This is a genomic window from Amycolatopsis sp. NPDC114484, assembly GCF_055633755.1.
In genome coordinates this window covers 23,397-40,726 of record NZ_JBVKDQ010000023.1, presented here as the reverse complement: position 1 = coordinate 40,726, position 17,330 = coordinate 23,397, and the positions used below count along the sequence as shown (strand labels likewise).

At 69.3% G+C, this 17,330-nt stretch carries 16 protein-coding genes; 15 read left to right on the top strand and 1 reads right to left on the bottom strand.

The annotated features are described in order from the left end of the window. Positions 1-4 precede the first annotated feature (4 nt). The 5 genes from ACZ7SW_RS37490 to ACZ7SW_RS37470 all read left to right on the top strand — a co-directional run bounded on the left by ACZ7SW_RS37490 (position 5) and on the right by ACZ7SW_RS37470 (position 4,299). Positions 5-547, top strand: a complete 543-nt coding sequence (locus ACZ7SW_RS37490) for an RNA polymerase sigma factor (RefSeq protein WP_470235107.1) — start codon at positions 5-7, stop codon at positions 545-547. 37 nt (positions 548-584) lie between these two features. Then, positions 585-752 carry a hypothetical protein gene (locus ACZ7SW_RS37485; protein WP_470235106.1) on the top strand — a complete coding sequence of 56 codons (168 nt, stop codon included), beginning with the start codon at positions 585-587 and terminating at the stop codon, positions 750-752. Positions 753-945: 193 nt separating this feature from the next. Then, on the top strand, positions 946-2,205 hold the full coding sequence (locus tag ACZ7SW_RS37480; protein WP_470235105.1) for a carboxylesterase family protein: 1,260 nt from the start codon (positions 946-948) through the stop codon (positions 2,203-2,205). Beyond that, complete coding sequence (locus tag ACZ7SW_RS37475; RefSeq protein ID WP_470235104.1) at positions 2,202-3,428, top strand: MFS transporter; 1,227 nt, start codon at positions 2,202-2,204, stop codon at positions 3,426-3,428. Before ACZ7SW_RS37480 ends, ACZ7SW_RS37475 begins: the two co-directional genes overlap by 4 nt. Then, on the top strand, positions 3,403-4,299 hold the full coding sequence (locus tag ACZ7SW_RS37470; RefSeq protein WP_470235103.1) for an MBL fold metallo-hydrolase: 897 nt from the start codon (positions 3,403-3,405) through the stop codon (positions 4,297-4,299). The genes ACZ7SW_RS37475 and ACZ7SW_RS37470 overlap by 26 nt, the downstream gene beginning before the upstream one ends. Before the next feature lie 34 nt (positions 4,300-4,333). On the opposite strand, the gene ACZ7SW_RS37465 is transcribed toward ACZ7SW_RS37470, so the two are convergent. Further along, positions 4,334-4,750 carry a VOC family protein gene (locus ACZ7SW_RS37465; RefSeq protein WP_470235102.1) on the bottom strand — a complete coding sequence of 139 codons (417 nt, stop codon included), beginning with the start codon at positions 4,748-4,750 and terminating at the stop codon, positions 4,334-4,336. Between the two features lie 151 nt (positions 4,751-4,901). Between ACZ7SW_RS37465 and ACZ7SW_RS37460 the strand changes: the two genes are divergently transcribed. The 10 genes from ACZ7SW_RS37460 to ACZ7SW_RS37415 all read left to right on the top strand — a co-directional run bounded on the left by ACZ7SW_RS37460 (position 4,902) and on the right by ACZ7SW_RS37415 (position 17,329). Beyond that, the gene (locus ACZ7SW_RS37460; RefSeq protein ID WP_470235101.1) at positions 4,902-6,377 is read left to right on the top strand and encodes an amidohydrolase family protein; all 1,476 of its coding nucleotides are present in this window, start codon (positions 4,902-4,904) and stop codon (positions 6,375-6,377) included. Beyond that, complete coding sequence (locus tag ACZ7SW_RS37455) at positions 6,374-7,531, top strand: M20 family metallopeptidase (protein ID WP_470235100.1); 1,158 nt, start codon at positions 6,374-6,376, stop codon at positions 7,529-7,531. The genes ACZ7SW_RS37460 and ACZ7SW_RS37455 overlap by 4 nt, the downstream gene beginning before the upstream one ends. 47 nt (positions 7,532-7,578) lie before the next feature. Next, complete coding sequence (locus ACZ7SW_RS37450; RefSeq protein ID WP_470235179.1) at positions 7,579-8,457, top strand: GNAT family N-acetyltransferase; 879 nt, start codon at positions 7,579-7,581, stop codon at positions 8,455-8,457. After that, the gene (gene menC / locus ACZ7SW_RS37445) at positions 8,454-9,560 is read left to right on the top strand and encodes an o-succinylbenzoate synthase (protein WP_470235099.1); all 1,107 of its coding nucleotides are present in this window, start codon (positions 8,454-8,456) and stop codon (positions 9,558-9,560) included. The genes ACZ7SW_RS37450 and menC overlap by 4 nt, the downstream gene beginning before the upstream one ends. 77 nt (positions 9,561-9,637) lie before the next feature. Then, on the top strand, positions 9,638-11,290 hold the full coding sequence (locus ACZ7SW_RS37440) for a PucR family transcriptional regulator (RefSeq protein ID WP_470235098.1): 1,653 nt from the start codon (positions 9,638-9,640) through the stop codon (positions 11,288-11,290). Between the two features lie 167 nt (positions 11,291-11,457). Beyond that, complete coding sequence (locus ACZ7SW_RS37435) at positions 11,458-12,345, top strand: serine hydrolase (RefSeq protein WP_470235097.1); 888 nt, start codon at positions 11,458-11,460, stop codon at positions 12,343-12,345. A 119-nt stretch (positions 12,346-12,464) separates the two neighbouring features. Then, complete coding sequence (locus ACZ7SW_RS37430) at positions 12,465-13,850, top strand: serine hydrolase (protein ID WP_470235096.1); 1,386 nt, start codon at positions 12,465-12,467, stop codon at positions 13,848-13,850. Further along, the gene (locus tag ACZ7SW_RS37425; RefSeq protein ID WP_470235095.1) at positions 13,847-14,740 is read left to right on the top strand and encodes a serine hydrolase; all 894 of its coding nucleotides are present in this window, start codon (positions 13,847-13,849) and stop codon (positions 14,738-14,740) included. Before ACZ7SW_RS37430 ends, ACZ7SW_RS37425 begins: the two co-directional genes overlap by 4 nt. A 10-nt stretch (positions 14,741-14,750) precedes the next feature. Further along, the gene (locus ACZ7SW_RS37420) at positions 14,751-16,349 is read left to right on the top strand and encodes an ABC transporter substrate-binding protein (RefSeq protein WP_470235094.1); all 1,599 of its coding nucleotides are present in this window, start codon (positions 14,751-14,753) and stop codon (positions 16,347-16,349) included. Beyond that, positions 16,349-17,329: an ABC transporter permease gene (locus ACZ7SW_RS37415; protein WP_470235093.1), complete on the top strand. Its 981-nt coding sequence runs from the start codon at positions 16,349-16,351 to the stop codon at positions 17,327-17,329. The genes ACZ7SW_RS37420 and ACZ7SW_RS37415 overlap by 1 nt, the downstream gene beginning before the upstream one ends. Position 17,330: the final 1 nt, after the last annotated feature.

Below are 17,330 nucleotides of genomic sequence, written 5' to 3'. Positions count from 1 at the left end.
CCCGGTGGAGACGGAGCTGCTGGGGCGGGCGCGGTCTGGCGACCAGGCCGCGTTCGCCGTCATCTACCAGGAACACGCGCCGCCGGTCTTCCGCTATCTGCGGATGCGGGTGCCGACGGCGACGGTCGCCGAAGACCTGACGAGCGAGGCGTTCCTGCGCGCGTGGCGGAAGCTGCCGGACTTCCGCCCGGACGTCGGCTCGTTCACCGGCTGGCTGTACACGATCGCCGACAACCTGCTGCGAGACCACCGCAAATCGGCCCGTTACCGGCGTGAGCTCCTCGACGGGAAAGACCACGACGGGCCGGACGTCCGAGGCGGAGCCGACCGGCTCGCGCTGGCCCGGATCGAAGCCGCCGCGCTCCGGCGGTGCCTGGCCGACCTCAGCGAACCGCAACGCGAGTGCGTGCTGTTGCGGTTCTTCGCCGGACTTTCCGTCGCCGAAGTCGCCGAAACGATGAACAAGAACCCCAACAGCGTCCGGGCGCTGCAGCACCGTGCGGTGCGCACGCTCGCGACGCTGCTGGCCGAGACCGAGAAGGCGTGACGCTGTTATGCACGGATTCCTGGAGATTTTCAAGATCATGGGGCCACTGCTGGTGCTGATGCTGTGCCCGATCTGGCTTCCGCTGCTGGGGATGCTGATCGGGAAGCTCGCGGACATCCTCTCCGGCGGCGCGAAGCGGCCCGAGCTCGCACGGACGCGTCGACCGGTGCGCGCCGAGGCGGGGGCCCGCGTTTCGCGGTCGTGAGGGGAACCCTGAGGGAATCAGCGTCTGTGAGGGTTCCCTTCACGGACCTCGCGGGAGGGGTGAGGTATAGCCAGGGGAGCATGTCTCAGGCGGCAAAGAGCATTGGCCAGGCATTCCGGACTTTCTTAGCCTGACTGCGGGTCGACGGCGGTCTCCAGGCTGGCGTCGGACGCACGCTCAAAGGAGAGCCGAGATGCCCGAGCGCCAGCCTGTCACTGCCCATCCGCCGTCCGGTCCGGTCCTCGGCGAGCGCGACGAGGTCCTGCGTTTCCGCGGCGTGCGGTACGGCACCGCTGAACGGTTCCAGCCGCCACGGCCGGTCGAGACTCACGTCGAGCCGGTCGATGTCACGCGGCCGGGTCCGATCTGCCCGCAGCTCGGCTCCCGCCTGGAGGCCGCGATGGGGCCGCAGCGCGAGGAACCGCCCCAGTCGGAGGACTGTCTTCACCTTGCCGTCGCGACCCCGGCGCTGATCGGGACTCGTCCGGTGCTCGTGTGGCTGCACGGCGGCGGTTTCCTCAGTGGCGGCGGCACGCTTCCCTGGTACGACGGCGGACGGCTTGCCGCGGATGGCGACGTGGTCGTGGTGTCGGTCAACTACCGGCTGGGGGCGTTCGGCTACCTGGTCCACGACGGCGTCAGCGAGGGCAATCTCGGCTTGTCGGACCAGAAGCTCGCGCTGGAATGGGTGCGCGACAACATCGCGGCGTTCGGCGGCGACCCGGCCAATGTCACCGTCTTCGGACAGTCCGCAGGCGCGCTCTCGACGCTCGCCTTGCTGTCCATTCCGGACAGTCGCGCGCTGATCCGGCGGGCGATCGTCCAGAGTTCTCCGGATCCCGCGATCATCCAGAAACGCGAGAAGGCGCTTGAGATCGGCCAGTATTTCGTCGATGCGGTCGACGGCGACCCGGTCACTGCTTCGGTGGAGCAGTTGCTGGCCGCGCAATTGCGCACGCTTCGGTGGAACGCCGCGAAGGACCCGACGTCGACCCGGCCGCCGTTCGGGATCGTCGACCTCGACGTACTGCTGTCCGATCCGTTGCCGGACTTGATGATCGGGTCCACCGCGCAGGAGTGCGAGGCGTTCGCGATCGGCGTCCAGGACGACGGGACGCGGCAAGCGATCGTTGCCCAGACTGAGCCGCTTTTCGGCCGTCCCGCACGGGAGCTGGCACAGCGGTATGGCGCGTACTCCTACGATTTCGGCTGGGCTCCGGAACAGGGCGGCTACGGCGCGCTCCACTGTCTCGAACTGCCGTTCCTGTTGGGCACCCGGGAATCCTGGCGCGGCAGTCCGATGCTGGGTGAAACAAGCTGGGCCGACGTCGAACGTCTCGGTCCCCAGATGCGCTTGTGGTGGACCGAATTCGCGCGCTCGGGATCGCCGGGCTGGGGTGGCGCGAACGTCCGGATCGGGAATTCCCCTCAGACACTGGAGAACACGCCATGAGCAAGAGCATTCATTGGCCCGTCGTCATTCTCTGCTTCCTCGCTGTTCTCCTGGACGGTTTCGACACCGCCGCCCTGTCGTTCACGATCCCGACGCTGTCGCACGAATGGGGTTCCGCCCCCGCCGTCTTCACCCTGCCGTTGGTGCTGACCAACATCGGGGTCGTCGTGGGATATCTGGCCGCGGGTTACGTCGGAGCCCGGATGACGGCGCGGTCGGTGGTGCTCACTGGCGTCCTCATCTTCGCGGGCGCGACGGTGCTGACCGCCGCGATCCTGCACCTGAAATCCATGCCGGTCTTCGCCGCGACCCGCTTGGTGACCGGGCTCGGTCTCGGGCTGGTGCTGCCGGCCGGGGTCTCGCTCGCGACGAAACACAGCGCGGAGGGCCGCCGGGAGCTGGTCTCCGTGGCGGTGACGCTCGGCCTCGCTTCCGGGAGCAGTCTCGGCGGGTTCTTCGGCGGCAAACTGCTGCACAGCGTCGGGTCCGCCGGGGTCTTCTACGTCGCCGGGCTGGCTCCGCTGGTGCTGGCCGCGGTCATGGCGGTGGTGCTGCCCGCTCGCGAGCCGTCGGTCGCGAGCACGGCGAAGCAGGAGGCCAAGGTGAGCAGGCTGTTCGGCCCGGGACTGCGGCTGCCGACCTCGCTCATCTGGGCGTTCTCGTTCCTCATCTTCATCACCGCGTACGTCCTGATCTCCTGGGTCCCGACCCTTCTCACCGGATACGGCTTCGCCGCCGGGAAGGCCCCGCTGGGGCTCGCGTTCCTCACCCTCGGCGGGATCGCGGGCGGCCTGGTGCTGATCCCGCTGGCCGCGCGGATCGGGATCGCCAGGGCGCTGATCCTGATGCCCGCGATCGGAGCGGTGTGCATGGTCCTCGTCGCGACGGTGCCGGTCGGCGAGACTGTGCTGTTCCTGCTGCTGGCCGGGGCTGGTTTCGGGGTTACCGCCGGGCAGATCGGCCAGCTGACCCTCGCGGTCTCGATCTATCCCGCGCGGACTCGCACCACCGGGGTCGGCTGGGCCGCGGCGCTCGGGCGGATCGGGTCGATCGTGGGACCGGGCGTCGCGGGTTTGCTGCTCGCACTGGCACTGTCGGCCCAGACCATCGTCCTGGTGACCGCCGTTCCGGTGCTGATCGCGATCGCCTGCGCGGTGGGGCTGAGCCGGGTGCGGCCGAAGGCGAGGAGGGAGCGCGATGACGCACTGGTTCGATCTCGGTGACGTCGCGGTAGTTCCGCTGATCGAGGACCCCCGGCTGCTGATCGAGCCCGGGGAGTTCTTCCCGGGACTCGAGCCCGACCCGACCGAGTGGTACGCCCAGGAGCCGTGGTTCGACCGGGCGGCGGGGAAGCTGGTCTTCGTCATCCAGTCGTTCCTTGTCTGTTCGGCGGACGAGGTGCTGGTGGTCGACGCGTGTGTCGGGGCGGGGAAGGACCGTCGGCGCGCGGAGTTCGACCAGTTGCCGGACCGGTGGATGCGGCAGTTCCTCGCGACCGGGCTGCGGCCTTCGGAGGTCGACGCGGTGGTGTTCACCCATCTGCACGCCGATCACGTCGGTGCCGCCACTGCCCAGCTGGAACCGGTCTTCCCGCGTGCCCCGCACTTGGTGGTCGAGGAGGAATTCCGCTACTGGTCGAGTGCGGCTGGCAGCGAGGCTATGCGCCGGACTGGCGATTACCTGGCCGACAGCGTCCTTCCGATCGAGCAGGCCGGGCGGTTGAGCTTCGTCGCTCCGGACGCGGTGGTGGGCCAGCACGCCGAACTCGTTCCCGCTGCTGGGCATACGCCCGGGAATGTGTGCGTGCGGGTTCGCGGCAGTGCCGGGACTGTTCTGCTGGCTGGGGACACGATGCACCACGGGGTGCAGATCCGGCATCCGGAGCTGAGCACGCGGTACTGCGTTGAACCGCGGGAGGCGGCGGAGGTGCGGAGCCGTCTGCTGGCGGAAGAGACCGGCTCGGTCCTGCTCCCGACGCACTTCCCGGCGCCCTCGGCGGGGCGGGTGCGGCGTGGCTCGTCCGGGTATGTGTTCGAGTTCGCCGCTGACCTGGTCCGGGCCGGGCAGTTCCGCTACCGGGAGTGGCTGGCGTAGCTGGCCAAAGTCCGTGAAGGGAACCCTGAGGGAATCAGAGTCCCTCAGGGTTCCCCTCACGGACCGTCGAAAGGACCGGGTCGACCCGGCGGCGGAGCAGGCAGAACACGTTCCCCTCCGGGTCCGCGAGCACGTGCCACGACTCCTCCCCGGTCTGGCCGACGTCGGCGGGCCGCGCCCCGGCCGCGAGGAGGCGTTCCAGTTCCGCGTCCTGGTCTCGGTCGGTCGGGTTGACGTCCAGGTGCAGCGGCAGTTTCGCCGGTTTCGGGTCATCGCTGCGGCTGAGGATCAACGTCGGCTGCGGACCGCCGAAACCGGCGTCCGGCGGGCCGATTTCCAGGTCTTCGCCGTCCCAGCCGAGTTCGACGTAGCCGAGGACTTCGCACCAGAAATCGCCCATCCGTCGCGGGTCGGCGCAGTCGAGGACGAGTTCGGTGATCCGGCAGGCCATGCGCGCGAGCTTAGGGCCGCCGCGCACCCTCGCCCAGCGAATTCCGGTTTGTGCGCGCGGATAGATCTGCCGCCCCGGATTCGTCCGCGCGCACGAACGTACTGCCCGGGAAACCTCCTAGGGTCGCCAGCAGCGAGGCGAGGAGGCAAGCATGCGGACACTGCTGCGTGGCGGTCGCGTCATCGACCCGGCTACGGGCTTCGACGGCACAGCTGACGTGCTGGTATCCGACGGCGAGGTGATCGCGGTCGGACCGGGACTGCCGAGCGCGGACGACCAGGTGGAGATCGACGTCGCCGGGTACATCGTCGGGCCGGGGTTCATCGATCTGCACAGTCACGTGCACACGATCGCGGGACAGCGGCTGCAGGCGATGGACGGCGTCACGACGGCGCTCGACCTGGAGGCCGGGCTGATGCCGGTCGAACGGGCCTACGCCGAGGCCGCCAAGGCGGGGCGTCCGCTGCACTACGGGTTCTCGGCCTCGTGGGGTTCGGCGCGGGCGAAGGTGCTCGCGGGCATCGAGCCGGACGCGAACATCAACACCGGGCTCTCCGTGCTCGGCAATCCGGCCTGGCAGCGGTCCTCGTCGAAGACCGAGCTGGCCGCGTGGCTGTCCCTGGTGGAGGGCGAGCTGGCGGCGGGCGCGCTCGGCGTCGGCGTGCTGCTCGGGTACGCGCCGGCCAGCGATCCGGCCGAGTTCCTGGCCTTGGCGAAGCTGGCCAAGCAGGCGGAAGCGCCGACGTATACGCACGTCCGCGAGCTGGTCGAGGTCGACCCGGACACGCCTGCCGACGGGTCCGAGGAGATCGCGATCGTCGCGGCCGAGACCGGCGCGGCGATGCACCACTGCCACGTCAACAGCACCTCCATCCGGCACATCGACCGTGTGCTCGCCGCACTGGAGTCGGGCCGTTCCGCCGGGTCGCGGGTGACGGTCGAGGCCTATCCGTACGGCGCGGGCAGCACCGCGGTCGGCGCGGCTTTCATCTCGCCGGAGCGGCTGAAGATGAAGGGCCTCAACCCGTCCCGGGTGATCCTGCTGGAGACCGGCGAGCGGATCGCGGACGAGAAACGGTTGCTGCAGGTCCGCGCCGAGACGCCGGGTGCGCCGTGCATCCTGGAGTTCCTCGACGAGGACGATCCGATCGACCGCGCGATGCTGCATCGGGCGCTCGCCTTCCCGGACTCGATCGTCGCGAGCGACGCGATGCCGGTGTACTGGCGAGACGGCACCAACGAATCGACCGAGTGGCCGCTGCCGCCGGGAGGTGCGACGCATCCGCGCACGGCGGGCACGTTCTCCAAGTCGCTGCGGTTGATGGTGCGAGAGGCCGGTGTCTGGACCTGGCTGGAGGCGTTCCGGCGCTGTTCTTACCTTCCGGCGCGCGTGCTCGACGAGGTCGCGCCCGGTGCCCGGACCAAGGGCCGGTTGAACGTCGGCGCGGACGCGGACATCGTCGTCCTCGATCCGGCCAAGATCACTGACACCGCAACTTATTTCGACGCTACCCGGCCCGCGCTCGGTGTCCGGCACCTGTTCGTCGCGGGCACTCCGGTGGTGCGCGACGGACAGCTGCTCACCGACGCGTTCCCCGGCCAGCCACTGCGAGGTGAACCGCGATGACCGAGTTCAATGTGGACGCTTTACTCGCCGACATCGAGACGTTGGTGTGCTGCGAATCCCCGTCCTCCGACCTGGACGCGGTCGCGCACAGCGCCGACGTGCTGACCGGAGTCGGCAAGGCGTTGCTCGGCGCGGAGCCGGAGCGGATCGTCCTGGATGGACGGACGCATCTGCGCTGGCGGTTCGGTGACGGCCCGGCTCGGGTGCTGCTGCTCGGCCACCACGACACGGTCTGGCCGATGGGGTCGCTGGAGACGCACCCGTTTTCCGTACAGGACGGCGTTTTGCGCGGGCCAGGCTGTTTCGACATGAAGACCGGCGTCGTAATGGCACTGCACGTCGCGGCTTCGCTGGAGGACCGGAGTGGACTGTCCATTTTGGTCACTGGCGACGAGGAGCTTGGCTCACCGTCGTCGCGTGGGCTGATCGAGGAAGAAGCACAAGGCTGCGCGGCGGCGTTCGTGCTGGAAGCCTCGGCGGACGGCGGCGCGATCAAGACTCGGCGCAAAGGCGTTTCCCACTACCGGATCGAGGTGGCCGGACGCGCCTCGCACGCCGGGCTCGAACCGGAGAAGGGGATCAACGCCGGGATCGAGATCGCGCATCAAGTGCTCGCCGTCGCCGCGCTCGCCAGTCCGGAGCGTGGGACCAGCGTCGTGCCGACCGTGCTTTCGGCTGGTACCACGGTGAATACTGTGCCCGCGGCAGCAGCGGTCGAGGTCGACGTGCGCGTATGGGACGAGGAAGAACAGCTCCGCATCGACCGAGAGGTCCGCGCGTTGCAACCGGTGCTGACGGACGCGCAGGTGCGAGTCACCGGCGGGATCAACCGTCCTCCGCTGGACGCGGTTTCGTCGGCGGCGTTGTACGGGCTGGCAAAGGAACTCGCCGCGGAACTGGGGCTGCCGGAATTGACCGAAGCGGCTGTCGGCGGGGCTTCGGACGGCAATTACACCGCGGGTCTCGGCGTGCCGACGCTCGACGGCCTCGGCGCGGTCGGCGGCGGAGCCCACGCGGATCACGAACATGTCCTGGTCGAGGAATTGCCGCGGCGCACCGCGTTGCTGGCCGCGCTGGTGGAAAACGTGCTGACGAAGGGGAGTCCGTCGGTTCCGACGAATCCGGCCGACGATTCTGGTCGAGCCCGACGGTGACGTCGGTGGGGAAGCCGGGAAAGGATCATCCCGTGACGAATCTTGCGATGAACACGGAAAGACCCGTCGCGGCGGAAGTGTGCGACGAGGCGGTCGCGGCCGCTCGGGCGGCGGCAGCCGACTCGGGGGTCGAAGTCCGGGAAATCACCGAGATCGCGGAAATGACCGCGGTCGGGGTGCTGTTCGAGACGATCTGGCGGTCCGCGCCGGGAACCCGGCCGGTGACCACGGAGCTGCTGCGCGCGCTGTCGTCGGCGGGGAATTACGTGGCCGGCGCGTTTGCCGACGGAGAAATGCTCGGTGCGTGCGTCGGCTTTTTCGGAAACCCCGGAAAAGGCAGCCTGCACAGTCACATCGCCGGAGTTTCGAAGGCCGGCGCGGGTCGCGGAATCGGGTACGCGCTGAAATTGCATCAGCGCGGCTGGGCGCTCGCGCAGGACGTCTCGACGATCAAATGGACCTTCGACCCGCTGGTGCGCCGCAACGGCTATTTCAACCTCGGCAAACTCGGCGCGCTCCCGGTGCGTTATCTGCGGGACTTCTACGGGCCGATGGCGGACGGCATCAACGGTTCGGGCGACACCGACCGGCTGATGGTGTCCTGGGACCTGGCCAGTCCGACCGTGCGGACCGCCGCGTTCGGCGAACCGATCCGCACCGACGCGAAGACATTGCTCGACCAAGGCGCGGCGGTGGCCCTGTCGGTCGGCGAAGACGGCGGTCCGGCCACCGGTGAAACGGACGCCCCGGTGGTGCTCGTCGCGGTCCCGTCCGACATCGAAGGCTTGCGCACCACCGATCCCGGCAAGGCGGACGCGTGGCGGGCCGCGCTGCGCGAATCGCTCGGCGGGCTGATGGCCGCCGGCGGCCGGGTGACCGGTTTCGACCGAGCCGGCTTTTACGTGATCTCCAAGGAGGAGCAGTGAAACTCAGCGGTGTGGAACTGCGCCGGGTGCAGATGCCGCTCGTCGCCCCGTTCCGGACTTCGTTCGGCACCCAGTCCGTCCGCGAGCTGTTGCTGCTGCGCGCGGTCACGCCGGCCGGCGAGGGCTGGGGCGAATGCGTGACGATGGCCGGGCCGGTGTACTCGTCGGAGTACAACGACGGCGCGGAACACGTGCTGCGGAACCACCTGATCCCGACGCTGCTGGCCGCGGGCGACGTCACCGCGGCGAAGGTGACGCCGTTGCTGGCGAAGTTCAAGGGCCACCGGATGGCCAAGGGCGCGCTGGAGATGGCGGTGCTCGACGCCGAACTCCGCGCGCACGAGCGGTCGTTCGCCGCCGAACTCGGGTCGGTGCGGGATTCCGTGCCGTGCGGCGTTTCGGTCGGGATCATGGACACGATCCCGCAGCTGCTCGACGTCGTGGGCGGATACCTCGACGAGGGCTACGTCCGGATCAAGCTGAAGATCGAACCCGGCTGGGACGTCGAGCCGGTGCGCGCGGTCCGCGAACGCTTCGGCGACGACGTGCTGCTGCAGGTCGACGCGAACACCGCCTACACCCTCGGCGACGCTCCGCAGCTCGCTCGGCTCGACCCGTTCGGCCTGCTGCTGATCGAGCAGCCGCTGGAGGAGGAGGACGTGCTCGGCCACGCCGAACTGGCGCGCCGGATCCAGACGCCGATCTGCCTCGACGAGTCCATCGTGTCGGCCCGCGCGGCGGCGGACGCGATCAAACTGGGCGCGGTCCAGATCGTGAACATCAAACCGGGCCGCGTCGGCGGTTACCTGGAAGCGCGGCGGGTGCACGACGTGTGCGCGGCGCACGGGATCCCGGTGTGGTGCGGCGGGATGATCGAGACCGGCCTCGGCCGGGCGGCGAACGTCGCGCTGGCCTCGCTGCCGAACTTCACCCTGCCCGGCGACACCTCGGCGTCGGACCGGTTCTACCGGACCGACATCACCGAGCCCTTCGTGCTGTCCGGCGGCCACCTCCCGGTGCCGACCGGACCGGGCCTCGGCGTGGCACCGATTCCGGAGCTGCTGGACGAGGTGACCACGGCAAAGGTGTGGATCGGTTCGTAGCCCGCTACGAATTCCGGAGGTAGATTTGGTCGGATCGGACCAGCCGGTCCGCACGAGGCCGGATCTACCTTCGGGGGGTGCTGACACCGGTGCCGAGCAAACCGCACACGAGCCTGGGACGCGTCCTCGAAGCTCTCGGGGACGTGCTCCTCGAACCGGTCGCCGTCGGCCGCGACACGCGACGGCAGCTCGGCGGGGTGGTGATTCACGACCCGCACGACGACGCGGAGTTCCCGGCACAGGCGGTGGTCCTCGGTGTCGGTGTGCGCGAACCCGGCGAGATCGGGCAATTGCTGCACGCCGTCGCCGCGCGCGGAGCGACAGCGCTGGTCGTGCGAGCGCCGGTCGCCGCCTCGAGGGAACTGGTGCGGGCGGCCAATTCCTCCGGGGTCGCGCTGCTCGGGCTCGCCAGCGGCGCGTCGTGGGCGCAGCTGGCCGCCATGCTCCGCACGCTGCTCGCGGAGGGCGACGTCGGCGACGTTTCCCCGCAGACGCTCGGCGGGATGCCGTCCGGCGATCTTTTCGCGCTCGCCAACGCCATCGCCGCGCTGCTGGACGCACCGGTCACCATCGAGGACCGCAACTCGCGCGTGCTCGCGTTCTCCGGCCGTCAGGACGAGGCCGACCCCTCGCGCGTCGAAACGATTCTCGGCCGCCAGGTGCCCGAACGGTTCACTCGCGAACTGGAGAAGGACGGCGTTTTCGAGCGGCTCTACCGTGACCAAGGCCCGGTCTACGTCTATCCGGGAGACGGCTACGACAAGAAGATCGTCATGCCCCGTGCCGCGCTCGCGGTCCGGGCCGGGGACGAGGTGCTCGGGTCGATTTGGGCCGCTGTCGACAAAGAGCTAAGCGAAGAACGTACCGCGGCCTTGATCGACGCGTCGAAAATCGTTGCGCTGCATATGCTTCGGCTGCGCGCGGGCGCCGACGTCGAACGCCGGTTGCGGGCCGATCTGGTCAGCACCGCGCTCGAAGGCGGTACCGGTGCGCAGGAAGCCATCGCTCGCCTCGGGTTGCTGGGGCAGCCCACGATCGTGCTCGCGATGGGATTGCTCGAGGCGCCCGACGACGACCTCCGGCTGGTCGCGGAACGCCAGCGGGTCGCCGACGCGTTCGCCATGCACCTCAGCGCCGTCCAGCCCCGATCGGCGGTAGCTCTGGTCGGCGACGTCGCGTACGGCATCGTCCCGATGCCCGGGAACCACGGCGATTGCCGCGAACGCTCGGCGCGCGTCGCGTCGACCTTCCTGGAACGCACCGGACGCCGGGTCGCCGCGGCGATCGGCATCGGCCCGCTGGCGCTGGACGGATCCGGATTGCGCGCGTCCCGCGACGGGGCCGACCGGGCGTTGCGCGTGTTGCTCACCAACGGCGGCTCGAAGCGGGTGATCACCGCCGAGGACGCGCACATCGAGGCGTTGATGCTGGAACTGGCCGACCTTTCCGCGGCCCGCGGCGACGTCGCGACCGGGCCGATCGCGCGGCTGCTGGAGTACGACACCAAACACCAGTCCCAGCTCGTGCACACGTTGCGGTGCTGGCTCGATTCGTTCGGGGACATCAGCGCCGCCTCGGCCGCGGCGTACGTGCATCCGAGTACGTTCCGGTACCGGTTGCGCCGGCTCGCCGAGGTCGGCGGGATCGATCTCGACGATCCGGGCGACCGGTTCGCCGCGATGGTGCAGCTGCACTTGCTTCCGCGCGTGGAGAAACCCGAAGAGGCCTGAGTCTTGCTCTTCTGACGGGAAACGGTCCGCAACCTTCCTGCGAACGCACCAACCCCGGCCCCCGCCGAGCCCAAGACAATGGGGAACCGGCAGGTCGCGGTTTCCGTCACACACCAGAAGATTCCTGCCTGCTGCCGACAACGGAGTCCACAGTAGACAGGAGGACCATGGCCACCGCATCCGAAACGATCGCCCGCCGCGCCGAGGAGGTCGGCGTCGAGGTCCGGTTGCACGCCGCCGAGGTCGACGGCGGCCGCAGCCTCGGCATCGGGCAGGACGTCCCGGTCGTCCCCGCGTCGGTGTTCAAGATCCCGATCGCGCTGGAACTCGCTCGCCAGGCCGCCGAAGGAAAGCTCGATCTCGGCGCCCGCGTCACCGTCAAGCCCGGACACCCGACGCCGAGTCCGTACGGCCTCGCCACTTTCCGCCACGAAGTCCTGATGTCCTGGCACGATTTGGCGATTCTGATGATCGGAATCAGTGACAACGTGGCCACTGACCTGATTCTCGCCGAGGTCGGCAAAGACGCGGTAAACGACACGTTGCGGCGCCTCGGATTCACGCAAACCGTCGTCCCGCAGGACTGCGGCGAACTGCTGGCCACGATCGGCGAGGATCTCGGAGTCTCGTACGAGGACGACGAACGGGCGCTCGCCGAACTGACCTACGAACAGGTTTCCGGGTTGCGCGCGCTGCAACCGGAAAAAGCCTGCCGGACCACCGCCGCCGAAATGACCCGGTTGCTGGGACTGATCTGGCGCGACGAAGCGGCCGCCCCGGAGGCGTGCGCGGACGTCCGGCGCTGGATGGAACTGCAAGTGTGGCCGCATCGCCTGCGTTCCGGGTTTCCGGACGACAGCATTCGCACCAGCGGCAAAACCGGCACGTTGCCCGCCGTGCGCAACGAGGTCGGCGTGGTCGAATACCCGGACGGCGGGCGATACTCCGTCGCCGTTTTCACCCGCGCCGAGGATTCCCGGTCAAGGGTTCCCGAGCGCGACGCGTTCATCGGGTTCGCCGCCGCGACGGCGGTCGAGGCGCTGCGCACGGCCTGATTCGTCGGAGCGGAGGAACTTTCCCCGCGCTCTCCTCGGTCCGGACGAACAAGTGACGTCCGCCACCGACCTAGCATTCCCGAAACGCCGGTCCACCATCCCCCGGACAGAAGGTGCACATGTCGAAAATTTCCGAAATCGAGACCTGGCTCCAGGAGAATTTCGCCGCTCTGCTGGCCAAGCATCAGGTTCCCGGAGCCGCGATCGCGGTGCTCGCCGACGGCGAGGTGATCGACCACGCGGCGGGCGTCGTGAACAAGGGCACCGGCGTTGAGTCCACTGTGGACTCGGTGTTCCAGATCGGGTCGATCACCAAGGTGTGGACGACCACGCTGGCGATGCAGCTCGTCGACGAGGGCAAGCTGGACCTCGACCGGCCGGTGCGCGAGTACCTTCCCGAGTTCGTGCTCGGCGACGACGAGGCCGCGGCGGTCATCACCGTCCGTCAGCTGACCTGTCACACCGCCGGCTTCGAGGGCGACATCTTCACCGACACCGGACCCGGCGACGACTGCGTGGAGAAGCTCGTCGCGACGCTGTCCGACGTGCCGCAGCTCTTCCCGCCCGGCGAGCGGTTCTCCTACAACAACGCCGGTTACTGCGTGCTCGGCCGCGTCATCGAGGTGCTGCGCGGCAAGTGCTGGGACGACTGCGTGCGCGACCACCTCTTCGCGCCGCTCGGCCTGACCCACGCGGCGTCCGGCCCGTACGACGCGATCCGCTACCGCGCCGCGATCGGCCACGTCTCCCCGAAGCCGGGCGAGGACCAGGTGCCCGCGCCGGTCTGGGCGCTCACCCGCTCGAACTCGCCTGCCGGTTCGACGCTCGCGATGCGCCCGCGCGACCTGCTGACGTTCGTCCGGATGCACCTGAACGACGGCAAGGCCGACGACGGCACGCAGGTGCTGCTGCCCGAATCGCTGCTCGCGATGCGCGAACCTCAGGTGGACGTGCCCCATCTCGGCATGGCCGACAACTGGGGTCTCGGCTGGATGCTCTTCGACTGGGACGGCGGCAAGGTGATCGGCCACGACGGCGGCACCATCGGCCAGGCGTCCTTCCTGCGCGTGGTTCCGGAGAAGGGCGTGGCGGTCGCGCTGCTGACCAACGGCGGTCAGCCGATGCACGCCTACCAGGAGATCTTCACGAAGCTGCTGGACGAACTCGCGGGCGTCACCGTTCCGGCGCGGCCCGAGCCGAATCCCGCCGCAGCTCCGGCCGACCTGTCCCGGTACGTGGGCGAGTACTCGTCGATGGTCGCCGACACCGTCGTCACCGAGGAGGACGGCAAGCTCTGGATGAGCCGCACCCCGAAGGGAATCTTCGCCGAGATCGGCGCGCCCTCGGGGAAGGAAGAGCTGTTGCCGTCCCAGGGCGACACGTTCGTCGCGAAAACCGAGCAGCTGCCGGGTGTCTACATGGCACACGCGTTCGTCGGCGACGACGGGAACGGGCGCGCGCAGTTCCTCCACACTGGACGCGCGGACCGACGGGTCTCCCAGTGAGCGGGATCCGCGAACAGATCGAGGCCGTCTTCGCCGACGCTGGCGCGGAAGGATTCCTGCACGCCCGGGAGATCGGGGTGCGAGGTCCGGAAGTGTCGGCCGGCGGGGACGACCCGGTCGTTCTCGCGTCGGTGTTCAAGATCCCGGTGGCGCTCGCCTATGCCCGCGAGGTCGCCGCCGGACGGCTGGACGACACCGAACGGACCAAGGTGACCGCGCGGTACCGGATCGGCGGCATCGGCACCGCGGGCTGCGCCGACGACGTCGAGATGAGCTGGCGCGACCTCGCGCACTTCATGCTCACGATGAGCGACAACGCCGCGACCGACGTGCTCTACCACCGGCTGGGCCAGGAAACGGTGGACCGGGTGCTGGCCGATCTCGGGCTCACCCGCACCCGGCTGATCGGCTGCTGCGAGGACCTGTTCGCGTCCGTGGTCTCCGATCTCGGCGGCACGCCGGATTCCGATCTCGAAGCGCTGCTGGGCGGGGCCACCGCGGAGCAGTTGGAGAAGCTGTCGGTCCGCGACCCGGAACGCACCACGTCGTCCACGCCGCGCGAGATCACGACGCTGCTCGACGCGATCTGGACCGACCGGGCGGGCGAACCCGAAGCGTGCGAACGGGTCCGCTCGATCATGGCGCAGCAGATCTGGCCGCACCGGCTGTCGTCGGGCTTCCCGTCCGGCGTGGCGGTCGCGGCGAAAACCGGGACGTTGCCCGGAGTCCGCAACGAGGCGGGCGTGGTGACCTTGGGGGACGGCCGCCGGTTCGCGGTCGCGGTGTTCACTCGCGCGCATTCTCTCGAAGACCGCCTTCCCGCGGTCGACGCGTCCATCGGCGCCGCCGCCCGGCTGGCTGTCGACCACCTCCAGAGCGTGACCCCGTAGGAGAAATCCCATGAAAACTGCCCGGCTCACCGCCGCGATGGCGGGCGTGGTGGCCTTGACCGTGAGCGCGTGCGGGGGATCAGCGCAATCCGGGACGGACCGGACCGCGAACCAGAAACTGGTCGACGGCAAGACTTTCACCTGGGCCATCCCGACCGATCCGGGAACGCTCGACCCGGCGATCACCGTGCTGTCGGTCGCTCGCGGGCTCGACCAGTTCCTCTACGACGCCCTGATCGATCTCGATCCGAAGGGCCAGCCGGAGGCCGCGCTCGCGGAGAAGTGGGACGCCACCACGACCACCGCGTCCTTCACCCTGCGCAAGGGCGTCACCTGCGCCGACGGAAGCCCGCTGACCGCGAACGACGTGGCGGCGAACATCAGCTTCATCGGCGATCCGGCGAACAAGTCGCCGCTGGCCGGGGTCACGGTGCAGCCCGGCACGAAAGCGGTCGGCGACAACGCGGCGGGCACGGTCAAAATCACCAGCGGGGCGCCGGACGCGTTCCTGCTCCGCAACATCGCCGGACTGCCGATCGTCTGCGCGAAGGGGCTGGCCGACCGGAAAACGCTCGCCAAGGGCGAGAACGGCACCGGGATGTTCACCATGTCCGAGATCGTCCCGAACGACCACTACACGCTGACCCGGCGCAAGGACTACACCCGGGGTCCCGGCCAGTTCGACCCGAAGCAGAAGGGTTTGCCGGACAAGCTCGTCGTGCGGGTCGTCCCGAACATGACGACGATCTCGAACCTGCTGCTGTCGGGCGAGGTCAACGCCGCCTCGGTCGTCGGGCAGGACCAGCAGCGGCTCAAGGCGCAGCGGTTGTTCCACGCCGATATCGTGGCCCCGTTCGGCGAGCTGTTCTTCAACCAGGGGTCCGGCCGGTTCGGCTCCGACCAGGCGATGCGCCGCGCGCTGACGCAGGCGATCGACCTCCCGCAGGTCGCGAAGGTGCTGACCAGGGACGGCAGCGCCCCGGTCAAGGGCATGGTCACCATCGAACCGCGGCCGTGCGAGGGCGATTCGGCCACCGGGAAGATCCCCGGCTTCGACGTCGCCGCGGCCAAGGCGGCACTCGATGCGGCGGGCTGGAAACCGGGACCGGACGGCATCCGCGCGAAGGACGGGAAGCGGCTCGCGCTGACCGCGATCTACAGCACGCAGGCTGGTCCGACGATGGCCCCGGGCGCCGAGCTGATGCAGCAGGGCTGGAAGAGCGTCGGCGTCGACGTCACGCTCAAGGGACTCGACGGCCCGGGGATCAGCCAGGCGCTGTTCGCCACCGGAGAGTGGGACATCTCGATGGCCCCGCTCGGCCTCACGCTGCCCAGTCAGCTCGTGCCGTTCGTCTCCGGCGGGCAACCGCCGCAGGGCACGAACTTCGCGCACCTCAAGAACCCCCAGTACGACGCGCTGGTCACCAAGGCCGCCGCGCAGGCCGGGCAAGCGGGCTGCGCGGACTGGACGGCCGCGGAATCGGCGCTGTACGAGAAGCAGGACGTCGTGCAGTTCGCGAACTCGGTGATCCCGACCTACGGCAGCAACGCGAAGTTCGAGATCGTGAACGGCTACCTCAAGCCGACCACTATCCGGATGTACTCCTGATGACCGGCGCGATCGCCGTCGCGGGCCCGAAGGTCAGTCCCTGGCTGACCTTCGGCGTCCGCCGTCTCGGGCGGTTCGTGGTGTCGCTGTGGGTGCTGGTGACCATGGCGTTCCTGATGATCCAGCTGATCCCGGGCGACCCGGTGCGCTCGGCGCTCGGCCTGACCGCGCCGATCGAGCTGATCAACGCCCGCCGGGCCGCGCTCGGGCTGGACCATCCGCTGTGGCAGCAGTACCTCGACTACTTCGGCGGGCTGTTCCGCGGCGATTTCGGCACGTCGATGCTGACCGGGCAACCGGTCGGCGACGTCATCTCCGACCGGCTCCCGGCGACGCTGCAGCTGGCGCTGCCCGCGTTCGCGGTGGTCATCGGGCTGGCGATCCCGCTCGGCCTGACGTTCGCCGTGCTGACCCGCGGCGGACGGCGCCGAGGCGCGGAACTCGGCTTCACCTCGACCACCGTGCTGTTCGCCGCGATTCCGGAGTTCCTGGTCGCGGTGGCGTTGGTGGCGTTCTTGGCGGTGCGGCTCGGCTGGTTCCCGGTGGCCGGGCGCGACGGCGCGGGTTCGCTCGTGCTGCCGATCATCGCGCTGGCGCTGGGCCCGGCCTCGACGCTGTCCCGGATCGTCCGGGTGGAGACACTTTCGGTGCTGGGCAACGATTTCGTCCGCACCGCGCGGGCGAAACGGCTGCCCGCCCGGATCGTCTACCTGCGGCACGCGCTGCCGAACGCGCTGACCGCGACGCTGACGCTCGGCGGGCTGATGCTCACCAGCCTGGTCGCGGGCACCGTGCTGGTGGAGAACGTGTTCGCCTGGCCGGGCCTCGGTTCGACGATCTCGCAATCCATTCTGCAGAAGGACTACCCGCTGGTGCAGGGAATCGTGCTCGTGTACGGCATCGGCGTGCTGCTGGTGAACCTCATCGTGGACCTGCTGCTGGCGGTCCTCGATCCGCGTTCGACGATCCGGGAGAACTGAG